Origin of the sequence: Achromobacter sp. DH1f, from assembly GCF_000633435.1 — a bacterium.
GTDB lineage: Bacteria > Pseudomonadota > Gammaproteobacteria > Burkholderiales > Burkholderiaceae_B > Achromobacter > Achromobacter deleyi.
This window is the reverse complement of sequence record NZ_AYMF01000033.1, coordinates 56107-72659: the sequence shown is the minus strand read 5'-3', so window position 1 is coordinate 72659 and position 16553 is coordinate 56107. Positions and strand designations below refer to the sequence as shown.

At 66.5% G+C, this 16553-nt stretch carries 12 protein-coding genes; 11 read left to right on the top strand and 1 reads right to left on the bottom strand.

Annotated elements, in window-relative coordinates:
• Positions 1 to 18 precede the first annotated feature (18 nt).
• Complete coding sequence (locus U858_RS0126540; RefSeq protein ID WP_025140154.1) at positions 19 to 912, bottom strand: cation diffusion facilitator family transporter; 894 nt, start codon at positions 910 to 912, stop codon at positions 19 to 21.
• 446 nt (positions 913 to 1358) lie between these two features.
• Here U858_RS0126540 and wecB point away from each other — a divergent pair, with 446 nt between their 5' ends.
• Genes wecB through U858_RS0126485 form a run of 11 tightly spaced genes read left to right on the top strand, consistent with a single transcriptional unit; the run spans position 1359 to position 16547 of the window.
• Positions 1359 to 2519 carry a non-hydrolyzing UDP-N-acetylglucosamine 2-epimerase gene (gene wecB / locus U858_RS0126535; RefSeq protein ID WP_025140153.1) on the top strand — a complete coding sequence of 387 codons (1161 nt, stop codon included), beginning with the start codon at positions 1359 to 1361 and terminating at the stop codon, positions 2517 to 2519.
• Positions 2520 to 2554: 35 nt separating this feature from the next.
• Complete coding sequence (locus U858_RS0126530) at positions 2555 to 4768, top strand: cellulose biosynthesis cyclic di-GMP-binding regulatory protein BcsB (RefSeq protein ID WP_025140152.1); 2214 nt, start codon at positions 2555 to 2557, stop codon at positions 4766 to 4768.
• Positions 4769 to 4786: 18 nt separating this feature from the next.
• Positions 4787 to 6499, top strand: a complete 1713-nt coding sequence (locus tag U858_RS0126525) for a glycosyl transferase family protein (RefSeq protein WP_025140151.1) — start codon at positions 4787 to 4789, stop codon at positions 6497 to 6499.
• Positions 6496 to 9237, top strand: a complete 2742-nt coding sequence (locus U858_RS0126520; RefSeq protein WP_025140150.1) for a tetratricopeptide repeat protein — start codon at positions 6496 to 6498, stop codon at positions 9235 to 9237. Before U858_RS0126525 ends, U858_RS0126520 begins: the two co-directional genes overlap by 4 nt.
• 32 nt (positions 9238 to 9269) lie before the next feature.
• Entirely contained in the window at positions 9270 to 10271 is a 1002-nt protein-coding gene (locus tag U858_RS0126515; RefSeq protein WP_025140149.1) for a twin-arginine translocation pathway signal, read from the top strand.
• A gap of 4 nt (positions 10272 to 10275) precedes the next feature.
• Positions 10276 to 11379: a cell division protein FtsQ gene (locus U858_RS0126510; protein WP_025140148.1), complete on the top strand. Its 1104-nt coding sequence runs from the start codon at positions 10276 to 10278 to the stop codon at positions 11377 to 11379.
• Positions 11380 to 11385: 6 nt separating this feature from the next.
• Positions 11386 to 12966 carry an MBOAT family protein gene (locus U858_RS0126505; RefSeq protein ID WP_025140147.1) on the top strand — a complete coding sequence of 527 codons (1581 nt, stop codon included), beginning with the start codon at positions 11386 to 11388 and terminating at the stop codon, positions 12964 to 12966.
• 25 nt (positions 12967 to 12991) lie between these two features.
• Positions 12992 to 13231 carry an acyl carrier protein gene (locus U858_RS0126500; protein ID WP_025140146.1) on the top strand — a complete coding sequence of 80 codons (240 nt, stop codon included), beginning with the start codon at positions 12992 to 12994 and terminating at the stop codon, positions 13229 to 13231.
• A gap of 20 nt (positions 13232 to 13251) precedes the next feature.
• Positions 13252 to 14727: an AMP-binding protein gene (locus U858_RS0126495; RefSeq protein WP_025140145.1), complete on the top strand. Its 1476-nt coding sequence runs from the start codon at positions 13252 to 13254 to the stop codon at positions 14725 to 14727.
• Complete coding sequence (locus tag U858_RS0126490) at positions 14724 to 15407, top strand: alginate O-acetyltransferase AlgF (protein ID WP_025140144.1); 684 nt, start codon at positions 14724 to 14726, stop codon at positions 15405 to 15407. Before U858_RS0126495 ends, U858_RS0126490 begins: the two co-directional genes overlap by 4 nt.
• A gap of 9 nt (positions 15408 to 15416) precedes the next feature.
• Positions 15417 to 16547: an acyl-CoA dehydrogenase family protein gene (locus tag U858_RS0126485; RefSeq protein ID WP_025140143.1), complete on the top strand. Its 1131-nt coding sequence runs from the start codon at positions 15417 to 15419 to the stop codon at positions 16545 to 16547.
• The last annotated feature ends 6 nt before the right edge of the window (positions 16548 to 16553 follow it).

Genomic DNA, 16553 nt, shown 5'->3' with positions numbered 1-16553 from the left:
ATTTTTTTTGCGCTGCGCTCAGTGAATGTGTTCCTGCTCGGAACGGTCGGTACGTTCCATCTGCAGCGTGGTGTGGTGCAGGTCGAAGCCTTCCTGCAGGCGCTGCTCGATGTCCAGCCGGACGCTTTCGCCATCGGCCCCCTCGCGCAGCACTACGTGCCCGGTCAGAAGCGGCTGCTTCTGCGTGATCGCCCACAGGTGGATGTCGTGCACGCCCGCCACGCCCGGGGTTTGAACGATGGTGTCGCGCACGGCGCTCAGGCTCATGCCGGGCGGCACGCCTTCGAGCAGCAGATTGATGCATTCGCGCAACAGCACCCAGGTTCTCGGGAAAACCATGAAACCGATGGCCACGGCCAGTGCGGAATCGACCCAACGCCAGCCCGTCAGCCAGATGATGACCGCGCCAGCAATGACGGCCACGGAGCCCAGCATGTCGGCCCAGACCTCCAGATAGGCCCCCTTCACGTTCAAGCTTTCATCCTTGGCGCCCGCCAGGAGACGCATCGATACCAGGTTGATCACCAGCCCGGCGATCGCCACGGCCAGCATGCCGCCCGATTGAATGTCGGGAGGTGCATCCAAACGGCGATACGCCTCGTACAGGATGTAGAAGGCCACGCCCAGCAGCACCAATGCGTTGACGGCGGCAGCCAGGATCTCGAAGCGGGCGTAGCCATAGGTGCGCATCAGGTCCGCCGCCTTGCGGCCCGCCCGGATTGCGATCAGGGCCAGCAGCAGCGCGATGGCGTCGGTCATCATGTGCATGGCGTCGGAGATGAGCGCCAGGCTGCCCGTCCACAGGCCGCCGACGACCTCCACGACCATGAAGGTGCTGGTGAGCCCGAATGCAATCCACAGGCGGGATTCGGGCAGTGCGCGTATTTCGCCGTGCTGGTGGCTGTCGCTCATGCTTGTCCTTGCTGGCGCCGCGGCGGTTGCCGGGCCTGGGGTGTATGAGAAAGCCTGAAGTAGCTATAGCGTCAAGAGGCAATGCAACCGCGGTTCCCTATGTTGGGATTATTCAAAAATGAATGATTATTTCCGGCGCTTCTCGGGCGGCCAAAACCCAGGTCGATTAATCCCGCACATTATCGACAAGGTTTATCACCGGCCTATTAGTAACCAAACGAAACCCCACCGGATATACCGTGATACCCCATTGGCAGGGGATTGAAAGTTGATACGGCCCTAATTTATGCGCCTAGCGGGAGAACGCCTTTCATCCGTCCCCCGCTAATTTCGCAAACTGTTGCCAGCCATTCGGAAGGTCGGGAAATACTCCGTCACATATTACTAATGCTTTCAAGACATAATAAACGCAAGAAAATGCCACCAACTTGGGCCGCTCAACAGCGATGAAGATACTTTCCCTATTCGGAACGCGTCCTGAAGCCATCAAGATGGCCCCCCTGGTGACCGCGCTGCAGCGCGAGCCCTCGATAGAAAGCGTGGTCTGCGTGACCGGCCAGCATCGCCAGATGCTGGACCAGGTGCTGGCGCTTTTCGACCTGCATGCGCAGCACGACCTGGACATCATGGTGCCCAACCAGACCTTGAACGGCCTGTACGCGCGCCTGATCGGCCGCGTGGACGAGGTGCTGGAAAAGGAACAGCCGGATTACGTGCTGGTGCATGGCGACACCAGCACCGCTTCGGCGTGCGCGCTGGCCGCGTTTCATCGCCGCATCCGGATCGGCCACGTCGAAGCGGGCCTGCGCACCGGCAATCTGGCGATGCCCTTCCCCGAAGAAATGAACCGCCGCGTGGTCGACGCGATTGGCGACCTGCTGTTCGCGCCCACCGCGGAATCGCGCGGCAACCTGCTGCGCGAAAACCTGGCCGGCCGCATCACAGTGACGGGCAACACGGTCATTGATGCGCTGGCAATGACCTGCGCCAAGCTGGCTCCCGATGGCGAGCTGGCGCGCGGACTGCAGGCCCGCTATGACTGGCTCGACCCCAAGCGCCGGCTGATGCTGGTGACCGGCCACCGCCGCGAGAGCTTCGGCGGCGGCTTCAAGAACATCTGTGCCGCGCTGGCCGAGCTGGCCCGCCGCGAAGACCTGCAGATCGTCTACCCCGTGCACCTGAACCCGCAGGTGCGCAATGTGGTCATGACGGACCTGGCCGGACTGGACCGCGTGCACCTGATCGATCCGCTGGATTACTTGGATTTTGTGTGGTTCATGCAACGCGCACACGTCATCCTGACCGATTCCGGGGGGGTGCAGGAAGAGGCCCCCTACCTGGGCAAGCCGGTGCTGGTGATGCGCGAAGTCACCGAGCGCCCCGAAGCCGTTCAGGCCGGCACGGTTGCCCTGGTGGGTACCGACACGCAGCGCATCGTCGCCGAGGTCAACCGGCTGCTGGACGATCCCGCCCTGCACGCCTCTTTTTCGCGCCGCATCAACCCCTATGGCGACGGCCACGCCAGCCAGCGCATCGTCGACGCGCTGTGCGGCCGCCCCGTTGCCGAATTCGATCCGTACGGATCCCACGCCGGCACGCCGGCCTGATGCCTTCTGCCCCGTATTCCCCGCCCGGAGCCCCCATGTCAAAGCCCACCCCCTTTCCCGCCGCCCTGACGCTTTGCCGCGCGCTGATGGCCGCCGGCCTGCTGCTGCCGCTGGGCGCGATGGCCAGCCCTGCCGGAGACGCCCTGCGCCAACTGCAAGGCGACGACTGGGTGACACGCAACACCACGCTGGCCGATCTGGGGATCGGCGAGCCGGTGGTACTGAGCAACAGCGACGCGCGCCAGGAATTCTATGTGCCGGTGCCGCGCGGCGTGCCGATCACCGATGCCACGCTGAATTTCGACGCCAAGTACACCAAGGGCGAGCCCGGCCGCACCAGCCTGGTGCTGTGGGCCGACGGCGTGCCGCTGAACGCCCAGCGCATCGCCGACGGCGACGGCACGGTGACGCGCGGTTTCGCGGTGGATCCGCGCAGCCGTGAAAGCGGCTTCCTGCGGGTGGGCGTGGACTGGCAATCGGAAATCGCGCTGCGCCACTGTGAAAGCAATCGCGCCACCGCCAACGCGCTGACGATCTCGCCGCAGACGCGTCTGACCTACCGCTACGACGCCTCGGCCATCGGCAACCTGGATGACGCCTGGGGCACCCTGCCCGGCAAGCCGACCCTGATCGTGGCCGGCGCCAAGCTGGACCAGCAGGCCTTCGACAGCGCCTGGCGCATTGGCGTGGCGCTGGAGCGCGCGGGCAAGCGCGTCGCGGTGCGGGCCTTTCCGGCCGTGGGCGACGAGATCGACACGCGCGGCCTGCAGGCCCCCGAGGGCCTGTCGCATGTGCCCGCGTTCGCCGCGCTGACGGGCAACGAAAAGCACAAGCTGGCCAATGCCGCCGAAATCGGCGCGCTGCTGGTCATGGGCGCGCCGGCCGTGGCGGGCGACGTCGTGATTGCCGATGCCGGGCTGCGCGCCAAGCTGAACGAGGCGCTGGACGCGCTGCAATCGCAGTTTGCCTCCGATGCGGATGCGGCCGAGGCCTTCAAGACCTGGCGTGCGCGCCGCGCGCCGCTGGCCGCGGCCGACCTGCAATCCAAGGAAATCCGCCTGGCCGCCATGGGCCGCCAGGCCGTGATTGCGGTGGCCGCGGATGCCGGCGCCCAGGGCGCGGGGGCGTTCGACACGGCCTGGCGCCGCATCCTGGTGACGCGCCAGGTGCAGGTCAAGGCCGCGATGCCGCCCGAAACCTTCAAGGACGGCGGCCTGCGCCTGACGGCGCTGGGCGGCTCGCCCAACAGCTTCAACGTCGTCGCGAGCGGCGACTGGAACACCACCTTCCCGCTAGCCGCGGTGTCGTCCGATGGCCGCATGCCCGGCGAACTGGTCATGGACGTGTCGGCCGCGCCTGGCGCATCGTCGACGCGGCCGGTGGCGTCGGTGTTCTGGAACGGCATTCTGCTCGCGGCCAAGCAGCTGGACGCCAACGGCAAGCCCGAACGCCTGACGGCGCGCGTGCCCGGCTACGCGCTGGGCGTCACCAACGCGGTGCGCGTGACCTTCCAGCGCCAACCGGTGTCGGTCGATTGCAACGAGATTCCGCAGGGTTACCCGGTGAACGTGCTGCCGACCAGCTACGTGAAGCCCGACCGGGCCGAACCGGACGGCACCTTCGTGGGCCTGTTGCCGCTGCTTGCCGGCAGCCCGCAGGTGATCGTGCCCGACAGCTACCTGGCTGACGCGCCCGACAACCTCAAGCGCCTGATCGGCATTGCCTCGGCCAGCGGCGTGTCGACCACCCGCGCCGAACTCACCGTGGCGGCCGGCGGCCAGGCCGTCAAGCCCGCCCGCCCGTTCCTGGCGATGGAAGTGGCCGTGGACGGCGCCAAGCCGATGGTCACGGTCACCGACCGCAAGCAGTTGCGGGTGGACGGCAAGAACGCGACCTGGCTGGACATTTCCGGACTGGATCACCTGAGCACGGCCGAAGTCATCAGCGCCAGCGGCCAGGACGGCGTGCTGTGGCACACCCTGGGCCAGCGCGCCGGCATGCTGGACGCGCCGTTCGTGCTGAACCGCGGCAACGTGGCGATCATCGGCGCGGCGGGCCCGGTGGCCTGGATCGACAGCGCCAACCCGGATGCCAGCCATCCGCCCGGCGCCGGTGAAAGCGCGTTCTTCGAATGGCGCCGCTACATTTCCTGGAGCGTGCCGGCGATCAGCATCAGCCTGCTGGTATTGCTGCTGATCCTGATCTTCGCGATGCGCGCCAGCCGCAGAAGGAACAAGGACAGCAAGTAATCCAGGACGCGCCAGCCCATGTCTTCGCTTTACTGGCCCTATCTCATCGCCGACTACTACCGCGGCCTGGAGATCGTGACCGCCATCGTTGGCGTGATCATCCTGCTTTCGAGCCTGGATGATCTGTTCATCGATGCGTGGTACTGGGTGCGCGAGACCTGGCGCTCGCTGACCATCAAGCGGCGCTTTGCGCCGCTCGCGGCGTCGCAACTGCGCGACAAGGAAGAACAGCCGCTGGCGATCATGGTGCCGGCCTGGCTCGAGTACGACGTGATCGCGTCGATGCTCGAAACCATGGTGTCGACGCTGGAATACAAGAACTACATGATCTTCGCCGGCACTTACCAGAACGACGAGCGCACGATCAAGGAAGTCGAGCGGATGCGTCGGCGGTATCGCCAGCTGATCCGGGTGGAAGTGCCGCACGACGGCCCCACCTGCAAGGCGGACTGCCTGAACTGGATCGTGCAGGCGATCTTCGCGCAGGATGCCAAGCAGCCGGTGCCGTTTGCCGGCGTGATCCTGCACGACAGCGAAGACGTGCTGCACCCGCTGGAGCTCAAGTACTACAACTACCTCTTGCCGCGCATCGACTTTATCCAGTTGCCGGTGACCTCGCTGGAACGCCACTGGTACGAACTGGTGGCCGGCACCTACATGGACGAATTCGCCGAGTGGCACACCAAGGACCTGGTAGTGCGCGAAAGCCTGTCCAAGATGGTGCCGTCGGCCGGCGTGGGCACCTGCTTTTCGCGCCGCGCCCTGGTCGAGCTGGCCAACGAAACCAATAACCAGCCCTTCAATACCGACACGTTGACGGAAGACTACGACATCGGCGCACGGCTGGCGCAACGTGGCATGCGCCAGATCTTCGGCAAGTTCGGCGTCGAATACGTGACCCGCCGGCGCGCCTGGTTCGGCCTGGGCAAGGAAAAGATCTCCAGCGTGCACATGCCGCTGGGTGTGCGCGAGTACTTCCCCAACACCTTCCGCACCGCCTATCGGCAGAAGGCCCGCTGGACGCTGGGCATCGGCTTGCAAGGGTGGCAACAGGTGGGCTGGACCGGATCGCTGGCCACCAAGTATCTGCTCTTTCGCGACCGCAAGGGCCTGGTGACCTCGTTCATCGCAATCCTGGCGTATGTGCTGCTGGCCAACTTCTTCGTCTTCTACCTGGCGGACCTGTTCGGCTGGTGGAAGGTGTATTACCCGTCGTACTTCAAGCCCGGCGGCTGGCTGGTGACGCTGATGTGGATCAACGCCGTGGCGCTGCTGCTGCGGGTGGTGCAGCGGGCCTATTTCGTGGGCCGCATGTATGGCTGGGAGCACGCACTGCTGTCGATTCCGCGGATGATCGTGGGCAACTTCATCAATGCCATGGCCGCCGCGCGCGCCTGGAAGCTGTTCATCGGCCACCTGATCACGGGCAAGCGGCTGGCCTGGGACAAGACCATGCACGACTTCCCGTCCACCGATCAATTGGCCCAGCAGCGCCAGCGCCTGGGTGAACTGTTGCTGTCGTGGCAGGCGATCGACGAAGATAAACTATCGCGCGCACTGGAAATCCAGGCGCGCGACAAGCGGCCGCTGGGCGAAATCCTGATGGAACAAGGCTGGCTGGACGAAGGCACCCTGAAGGAAGCCATTCATTTCCAGCAAGGCGGCCAGACCGACGCCACGGCGGCGGCTGCCGCGCCGGCACATACCGACGAAAAACCCGCGACCCCATGAAGCCACTGACCCGATCGTTGTTGCTGTCCGCCGCGCTGGCTTGCGCCGGGAACGCCGGGCCGGCCCAGGCCCAATCCGCGCCCCGCGCCGCCGAGGCCCCGCTGGAAGGCGCCGCCTACCAATTCGCCGACGAAGGCTACAAGAGCTACGACGCCGGCAATTACGCGCTGGCGCAGCAACAGGCCGAATCGGCCATTGCGCTGCGGCCGGACGTCGAGCGGCTGCGTCTGCTGCTGATCTATTCGCTGCAAAAGCAAGGCAAGCTGCAAGAGGCGGACAAGGCCGCGGCGGACGCGATCAAGAGCGGGCTGGACACGCCGGGCCTGCGTCAGGCCCGCGCCAACCTGCGCCCCCGCGCAGCCCAGCCGGCGGGCGCGGCAGCCGGCGGCGCGCCGGGCACCACGGCAGCCTACCGCCGCGGCTTTCCGATCGCCACGCGCGCCTACACCGACTACAACCGCGGCGACTTCCCGGCCGCACAGCGCGGCGCCGAGCAGGCCTTCCGCATCGACCCCAAGCAAGGGGCCTGGGCCATGCTGTGGCTGGACGCGCTGGAATCCCAGGGCAAATACGCCGAGGCCGAAGCCGCCGCGGACAAGGCCATCGCGCTGGGCGCGCCCAACAAGAATGACCTGACCGCGCGCCGCACCACCATGCAGCGTCGCCTGGCGATCAAACCCGCCGAACAGGGTTACCAGGCGCTGATCGCCAACCGCCCCGGCGACGCGGTGCCACTGGCGCGCGAAGCGGTGGCGCTAGCCCCGGACACCGCCAGCCACCGCCTGCTGCTGATGACGGCGCTGATGCTGGACAACCAGTTGGCCGCCGCCGAAGACGCGGCGACCGATGCCCTGAAGCAGGACGACGAGAACACCGTGGCACTGGTAATGCGCGCCTACCTGCGCCAGCGCCAGGGCAAGACGGACCTGGCCAACGCCGACTTCGACGCGGCGCTCAAGCAGGACTGGCTGGATGAAGACCAGCGCCGCAATGTGCGCCTGATTGCCGCCGACGCCTCGTTGGCCGGCGGCGACACGGCGCGCGCGCTGGCCTTGGTGCAGCCCCTGGGCGCCAAGGACGAAGCTGCGACCGCCCGCATCAAGCGCGCCCGCTCCAAGCCGACGGTGCCGGCCACGCTGACGCTGGCCAACTACCCTGCCCCGGTACAGGATTGCCGCGACACGCCCTACGGCACGTCTTGCGAGCTGCTGCCGTCCGACGCCGCCGGCAGCGGCGGCCCGGCATCGCTGGCCTACGCGGCCTATGCGCGCGAGGACTACCAGGAAGCCATCGCCCAGGCCCGCAAGGCGTCCGAGCAGGACCCGACCAACAAGGAATTGCAGCGCCTCCTGACCACCACGCTGGCCGCGGGCAACGCCGCGCAGCTGGCCGAGGCCGACAAGCGCATGAGCGATGCGCTGGCCGCGCAACCCGATGACCCCGCCCTGCTGATGCAGCGCGGCTACCTGCACCAGCGCATGGGTCAGCCCAAGCTGGCGCTGCAGGATTTCCAGGCGGCGCGCGCGACGGGCAAGGCCCCGCCCACGGTGATTCTGGACGAGGGCTATGCGTTGTCCGGGGTGGGCGACAAGCGCGGCGCGGTCGACAAGCTGAAAGAAGCCATCGACGAAGCGGACGCCGGGCGCCTGGAACTCACGCCGCAGCAGCGCTTTGACACCCGCAGCGGCATCGCTGGGTTGTCGCGCGAATGGGGCGGTTATGTGTCCGCCGGCTATCGCGGCGCGCGGCCCGCCTCGTCGGGGCTAGCCGGTGCAGCCATTACGGTGCCAGGCGACGCGATCTTCAGCACCACGGAAATCTTCTGGCGGCCGTCGGACTTCCTGAACTCGTCGACGCAGACCTTCGAGCTGTACGGACGACTGTCGAACACGCTATACGACAAAGGTAGCAAGACCAAGACTCAAACCGTGGACAATCGATGTGGTGAAGGAGTCATCAATGTTCAAGGCAGGGACAACGACGGTATAGCCGGCTTTCCCACCACCGTCGGTTCTTTAGGGATGCGCTTCACCCCTTCCACCGAAGTAGGGCTGACTTTTGGCTTGGAGCGCCAGTTCAATCTGGGCACCGCGACTCGCAATGGCACGTTGACGCCGCGCTCCACCAATCTTTACTGCGCGCTCAATGGTGAAAACCAGACCGCTCACTACAAGACGGACGCAGGCAGCGGCGGCTGGCTCGCCTATGTCACGTATGGCCTATACGAAGGCACCACACTACGCATCGACCGCCCCGACTGGTTCACGATGGAAGGCTATGTCCAAGCTGGCTATTCGTGGCAAGACATGCCGGGCCGATTCTGGCTGCGCGACAACGCAACCGATGCCGATACCAACACGACCTCGGGCAAGCTCAAGCGCGACCAGGCATTCGGCGCTGGAGAGTTGCGAATTGGCCGCAGCTATCGCGTCGACGCCATCAGCGACCGCCTGGTGTTTTTCCCGTATGGCGTCATCGGCGCCGACTGGCTCTGGAACAATAACAAAGTTACAGGCGTGAACATTGACGGCGTGGGCGACATTCCGCTGCAAGGCAATGGCTCAACCTGGTCCATCGGAGCCGGCCCTGGCTTCAATTTCCGCTACTGGTTCCGCGAAGACCACTACAACGCGCCGCGTTCGTACCTGGACTTGACCACCCAATACCGCTTCAATATCGGCGGCGGCCAGGCCGACCGGGCCAAGGGTCTGTTCATCAACCTGACCCTGTCCTACTGAGCCGCCCCCCTTTTTTCAGGAGTCCGCCTGGCATGACTACCGTTACCCTTCATCCTCCCCGGCCCGCGCGCCGGCTGGTTTCGGCCCTGTGCGGCGCGCTGCTGGCGCTGGCCGCAGCCGGGGCCCAGGCGCAGCAAGCCTCGTCCATCGTCATCCAGGGCAAGGACAACTGGCTGTTTCCCGGTTGGGGCAGCCTGACGCAGGTCGATACCCGCGGCATCGACGCCTCGACCCAGCTGGTGCGCGAGACCCGCGATGCGCTGGCCGCCAAGGGCATCCAGCTGGAAGTGCTGGTGCTGCCGGACAAGACCCTGTTCTACCAGGACAAGCTGCCGGATGGCACGACGCTGAGCGCCGAGGTCAAGAAGCGCTACCAGACCATCCAGGACAAGCTGAAAGCCGCGGGCGTGTCCTCGTTCGACGACGAAGCCGTGCTGCGCCGCGTGAAGGACGGCGGCCAGGACGTGTTCTATCGCACCGATCAGCACTGGACCCAGCCGGCCGCCGACGCCACCGCCGAAGCGCTGGCCCAGCGCATCAAGCAGGACGTCAAGACACTGGCGGGCAAGCCGGGCACCGGCATGCCGCTGGGCAGCGTGGTCAACGAGCGCCGCTACGGCGACCTGGCCGAACTGTTCCTCACGCCCGACCAGCGCAAGCAGGCCGGCCGCGAGACCTTCACCGTGCGCCGCCAGGCCGACAACCAGAGCCTGATCGATGATGCGCCGGCGCCGGTGCACGTCACCGGCCACAGCATGGTGCAGCCGTACTTCGGCTTCCCGCAGAAGCTGTCCAACGTGCTGGACCGCCCGGTTTCCGTGAACTGGAAGCCCGGCAACGTCGGCCAGTGGATCATGCTGCTGGAATACCTGGAGTCACCCGCGTTCAAGCAGAACAAGCCGCAGGTGCTGGTGTGGCAGATGTTCGAGCCCACCTTCGCACAAGGGCCTGACGCCAAGGGGCTGTGGGACAACGCGTCCATCATGACCACCGACAGCTGGCGCAGCCGCATGAAGGCGGCGGTGGGGCAGTAACGCCGTGGCGCAAGCAGACAAGGCGACGCCGCCCCCGGCTGCCGGACACCGGCTGCACGCCATCGTGTTTGGCGTGCTGCTGGCGCTGGGCCTGGGCTGGGGCGCATGGTGCCTGGTTCAGGCCAGGCTGACCACGGCCGACGTCGCACCGTCGGCCTGGTTGAACGGCACTGCGGGCACGGCATTGAACAAGTCATTGCGCCTGCCCGCCCAGGCCACCGTGGACACCTGGAATTCCTCGGTGCGCTACCGCGTGCTGGGGGAACTGGGCGACCAGGTCGCCATGGGTTGCCCCGAATGGCTGTTCTATCGCGACGGCCTGCGCCCGCAGCCTGGTGTGCACGTGTTCGACCAGCGCCTGCGCCTGATGCGGCATTGGGTCGACGAACTGCGCCGCCAGCAGGTGCAGGTGCTGGTGGTGGCGGTGCCCGACAAGTCGCGCATCGAGGCCGACCATCTTTGCGGCCAGACCGTGTCGCTGCCGATGCAGGGCACGCTGGATGCCTGGCAGGACGCCCTGCGCGCCCAGAACGTGCCCTTCGTCGACCTGCGCCAGGCGCTGCAAGCCGCGCAGGCGCCGCGCTTTTTCCGCACCGACGTCCATATGAACGCGGCCGGCGCCCAGGCCGCGGCCCGTCAAGTGGCCGAGGCGGCCCTGCCCTTGTTGAAGGGGCCTGGCACGCAGGCCTTCAATGAAGACAAGCCGGGGCCGCTGCAACCCCGCATGGGCGACCTGATCGTCCTGGCCGGGCTGGAACACGCTCGGCCGGGCTGGCGCCCTGAACTGGACCTGGCCGCGCCGCAGAAGATCGAACCGGTGCGCGGCGGCGGCTTGCTGGACGAGACGCCGCCGGTCGAAGTGCTGCTGGCGGGCAGCTCGAACGGCCGCCGCAGCAATTTCGCCGAACGCTTGGGGATGGGGCTGGGCCGCGAGGTCTGGAACCTGAGTCTGGACGGCGGGCAGTTTTCCGGGGCCCTGCTGGTGGCGCTCAAACAGCGCGAGCAGTGGCCCAAGAGCTTGAAACTGGTGATCTGGGAGTTTTCGGAAATGGCGCTGTCGCTGCCGCTGACCGACGACGAGAAATCCGTGCTGGCCCGACTGCCCTGACCCGAGATGCTATTCAATTCCTACCTGTTCCTGCTGATCTTTCTGCCCGTGACGCTGGCCGTGTACTACGGCGCCGGGCGGCTGAACCTGCGGCTGGCGGCCCTGTGGCTGTGCCTGACGTCCTTCGTGTTCTATGGCTGGTGGAATCCGCAGTTCGTGGTGCTGCTGGCCGGGTCCATCGCTTTCAATTACCTGGTCAGCCTGCTGATCCTGCACACCGCGTCCCGGCCGCGGCTGCAAGGGCTGATCGTGGGCCTGGGCGTGGGCGCCGACCTGGCGCTGCTGTTCCACTACAAGTATTTCGCCACGCTCTTGAATTTCCTGACCGACCTGGGCATGACCAGCTCGACCATGGATTCGATCATCCTGCCGCTGGGGATATCGTTCTTCACGTTCACCCAGATCGGCTATCTGCTGGACTGCCGCGCCGGCGTCGTGAAAGAACGCAGCCTGCTCAGCTACGTGCTGTTCGTGACGTTCTTTCCGCATCTGATCGCCGGCCCGATCCTGCATCACAAAGAGATGATGCCGCAGTTCGCGCAGCCGGAAAACTACCGCTTCAAGGCCGAAAACCTGTCAGTGGGCGGCATGCTGTTCGTGATCGGTCTGGCCAAGAAAGTATTGCTGGCCGACGGCATTGCGCCCTATGCCGATGCCGGCTTCGCCGCCCCGGGCGACCTGCAGTTCTGGGGCTCGTGGGGTGCCAGCCTGTGCTACGCGCTGCAGCTCTACTTCGACTTTTCCGGCTATTCGGACATGGCGCTGGGGCTGGCCAAGATGTTCGGCATCCGTTTCCCGCTGAACTTCAATTCGCCCTACAAGGCGGGCAGCATCATCGAGTTCTGGGCCCGCTGGCACATGACGCTGACCCGCTACCTGACCGCCTATCTCTACTACCCGGTGGCGATGGCGGTATCCAAGTGGCGCACCAACCGCAACCTGCCCGTGGGCGCCGAGGGCGTCAGCACGCTGGGCGGCTTCGTCGGCAGCATCGTCAGCCCCACCCTGTTCACGATGGCGCTGGCCGGCGTGTGGCACGGGGCCGGCTTCCAGTTCCTGGTCTTCGGCCTGCTGCACGCCATGTACCTGTCGGTGAACCATGCGTGGCGCATCTTCGTGGTGGGCAGAAAGCCCGCGGCGGCGCGCAACCTCAACATGTTCAAGCGCGCGATCTGCGTGCTGCTGACCTTCGTGGCCGTGCTGGTGGCGCAGGCGTTCTTCCGGGCCCATGGCGTGGGCGATGCGATGCTGCTGATGCAGGGCATGATCGGCCTGCGCGGCATGGAAACGCTGGACCTGGCCACGCACGTCAGCGGCCTGGCCTGGGGCGACGCCTGGCGCGTGCTGGTCGGCCATCACATGCAACTGATCTATGCTGTGGTGCTGCTGGGCATTGCCTGGTTCACGCCGAACGCCCACCAGATCCTGGGCCGCTATTCGCCGGCGCTGTTCAAGCCCCAGGAAGCGCCCTCGCCCTGGATGCGCTGGCGCCCCAACCTGGCGTGGCTGACGGTCATGCTGGTCCTGCTCTTTTTCTGCCTGGTCAACCTGCACAAGGAAACCCGGTTCCTCTATTTCCAATTCTGACCGCGGCGCGGTCGCGGAGCACGCTATGGACATCAACGAGATCGAAGCCAAGGTGGCCGACCTGATCGAAGGCATCATCCTCACCAAGGTCGACCCCGACACCCTGCTGATCGAATCCGGACTGATCGACTCGCTGTCGGCGGTGGATGTGGCTCTGGCCGTCGAACGCCAGTTCGGCTGCAAGATTCCGCCCACCGAGATCGACGTGCACCTGGAATCGGTGCACACGCTGGCGACCTTCATCGCGGAGCATCCGCGCGCCTGACACCCCGGGAGGGCTGGACGATGCGTTTCGATTTCAACGCCTTTGATTTCGTGGACACCGCGGTCGGTACCGATGCGGTGGCGGTGGTGGATGCCCAGGGCGCCCTGAGTTGGGGCCAGTTGCTGGCGGCCACGCAGGCCTGGGAACAGGCGGCGCGGCTGGCGGGCGTCACGGCGGGCGTGCCGCTGGTGATCTCCGGCCACAAAGAGGCTGCCTTCCTGGTCGCGATCCTGGGCTGCCTGCGGCTGAAGGTGCCGTTCGTGCCGGTCGACGTGATCAACCCGCCCGAGCGCATCGCCCGCATCGGCGAGCTGGTGCGCGCCGGGCTGCGCTATGACGCGCAGGCCGGCGAATTCGTCCCCGGCAGCGCCGCCCCGGCGCCGCTGGACGAGGCCGGGCTGGCCTACATCATGTTCACCTCGGGCAGCACCGGCGACCCGAAGGGCGTGCAGATCGGCCGCGAAAGCGTGTCGCTGTTCGCCGGCTGGATTCGCGACTGCCTGAACCTGGGGCCGGCCCCCGCGTTCATGGACCAGATGCTGTTCAGCTTCGACTTCTCGCTGTTCAACTGGGTCGGCGCGCTGGAACTGGGCGGCACTTGCGTGCTGTGCCCGCGCGAGACCATCGCGCAGCGCGACACCTTCGTGGGCTACCTGGCCCACACCGGCATCAACGTCTGGGCCTCCACGCCGTCGTTCGTGCGCCAGCAGCTGTTCAACCCCGACTTCGACCGCGCCCACCTGCCGCAACTGCACGCCTTCGTGTTCGGCGCCGAATCGCTGACGCCGACCCTGGCCGAAGAACTCTGGCAGCGCTTTCCGGACGTACGCATCATCAATTCGTACGGGCCGACCGAGGCGACCTGCTCGACCACCTGGGTCGAGATCGACGCGGAACTGCGCGCCCGCGCGCCCAATCCCTTCCCTATCGGCCGCGCCAAGCCCTATGCAGACGTCTTCATCGAGAACGGTGAGATCAGCATTGCCGGTGACCACGTCATGCGCGGCTACCTGAACCGGCCCGACCTGAACGCCCAGCGCATGTTCACCCGCAACGGCAAGCGCGGCTACCGCAGCGGCGACCTGGGCGAAATCGACGCCGCCGGCCTGGCGACTTTTCGGGGCCGGATCGACGACCAGATCAAGATGCACGGCTACCGCATCGAGCTGGCCGAGATCGACGCCGCCATCGCCGCCCTGCCCGGCGCGCGCGCGGGCGCCACCGTTGCGTTGCGCCGGCCCGATGGCGCTATCATCCGATTGATCGGGTTCGTCGAGCCCGCCGAGGCCGGCCCGGGCGGCCTGCAGCCGCTGCCCGCGGCATTGCAGGACTGGAAAGCCGCCCTGGGCCGCCGGCTGCCACCCTACATGATTCCGTCTGAACTGGTGGCGTGCCACCGTTTCCCGACGACCAGCACCGACAAGGCGGACCGCAAGCAACTTGAACGCTTGTACCTGCAAGCCCGCCTGAGCAAGAAACCGGAGTCCCAAGCATGACCCGTCGTATTCGTTTCCCCGCCCTGGCGCTGGCATCGGCGCTGGGCCTGGCCGCTGGCGGCGCGGCGCATGCCGAGGGCGTGTTCGCCCAGCTCTACGCCGCGCGCCCGCCCGCCGGCTCCTCGTTCGTACGAGTCGTGAATCCCGAAGTCGGGCCGTTCAGCGTGCAGGTCGCCAATGGCCCGTCGCAGGAAATCGGCCCGACCAAGCCAGCCAGCACCTACGCCATCGTCAAGGGCAACCAGACATTCAACGTGCTGGTCGACGGCAAGCCGGTGGCCAGCCTGCAAGTCGCGCCCGACACCTTCAGCACGCTGGTGGTACACCGCGACGGCGTCAAGGTCACCTATGCGCTGGTGGACGACAGCAACGGCGCGCAGGACGCGCTCAAGGCCGAACTGCGTTTCTACAACCTGGCGGCCGACTGCCCCGCCGCCGCGCTGGCGGTCAGCCCGACCGGCCCCACGCTGTTCCAGGACGTCAAACCCGGCGCATCGGCCGCCCGCGCCATCAATCCGGTCAAGGCATCCCTGGCAGCCGGCTGCGGCACGGTGCAATCGCCGTCCGTGCCGTTGCCCGCGCTGCAGCCCGGCGACCACTACAGCCTGTTTCTCACCGGCAGCGCCACCGCCCCCACCTTGAGCGGCCAAGTCAGCGCCACGGACCCCTATAGCAAGTAAGGAGGCCGTATGCGCCGCGTATTCAGGGATGACCACGAGCTTTTCCGCGACCAGGTCCGGCGCTTTGTCGCCGAAGAGATCGCGCCCCACTATGCCGATTGGGAAAAGGCCGGCATCGTGCCGCGCTCACTGTGGCTGCGCGCGGGCGAAGAAGGCCTGCTCAATTGCGCCCTGCCCGACCCCTACGGTTTGGGCGGCGACTTCGGCCATGCCGCCGTCGTCATTGAAGAACTGGCGCGCGCCAACTACCTGGGGGTGGGCTTTTCGATCCACTCCGACATGGTGTCGCCCTACCTGGAAGCCTTCGGCACCACCGCCCAGAAAGAGCGCTGGCTACCCGCCATGACCCGCGGCGAAGTGATCGGCGCCATCGCCCTGACTGAACCCGGTGCGGGCAGCGACCTCAAGGCCGTGCGCACGCGGGCCCGCCGCGATGGCGACCACTACGTGCTGAACGGCCAGAAGACCTTCATCACCAATGGCGTCAACGCCGGCTTGTCCATCGTGCTGGCCAGTACCGACCCCGACCTGGGCGCGCGCGGCCTGTCGCTGTTCTGCGTCGAAGAGAACCTGCCCGGCTTCACCAAGGGCCCGGCGCTCAGCAAGATCGGCCAGCACTGCCAGGACACCTGCGAGCTGTACTTCGACGACGTGCGCCTGCCGGCCGACTGCCTGCTGGGCCAGGAAAACGCCGCCTTCGAATACATGACGCAGGAACTGGCGCGCGAACGCCTGGCGATCGCGCTGCGCGCCGGCGCCTCGCTCGAAGGCATGCTGGACGAAACGGCCGAATACACCCGCAACCGCAAGGTCTTCGGACGGCGCGTCTTCGACTACCAGAATTCGCGCTTCAAGCTGGCCGGGGCGCGCGCGCAAAGCACCATGCTGCGGGTCTTCCTGGACGACTGCCTGGCCCGCCACATGGCCGGCGAACTCGACCCCACCACGGCCGCCATCGCCAAGCTCAACGCCACCGAAATGCAGGGCGCGGTGCTGGACGACTTGCTGCAACTGTATGGCGGCTATGGCTACATGGCGGAGTACGGTATCGGCCGTGCGTGGGTGGATGCGCGTGCGTTGCGCATCTTTGGCGGCACCAGCGAGATCATGCGGGAAATCATCGGCCGCAGCTTCCTCTGAGCGCCC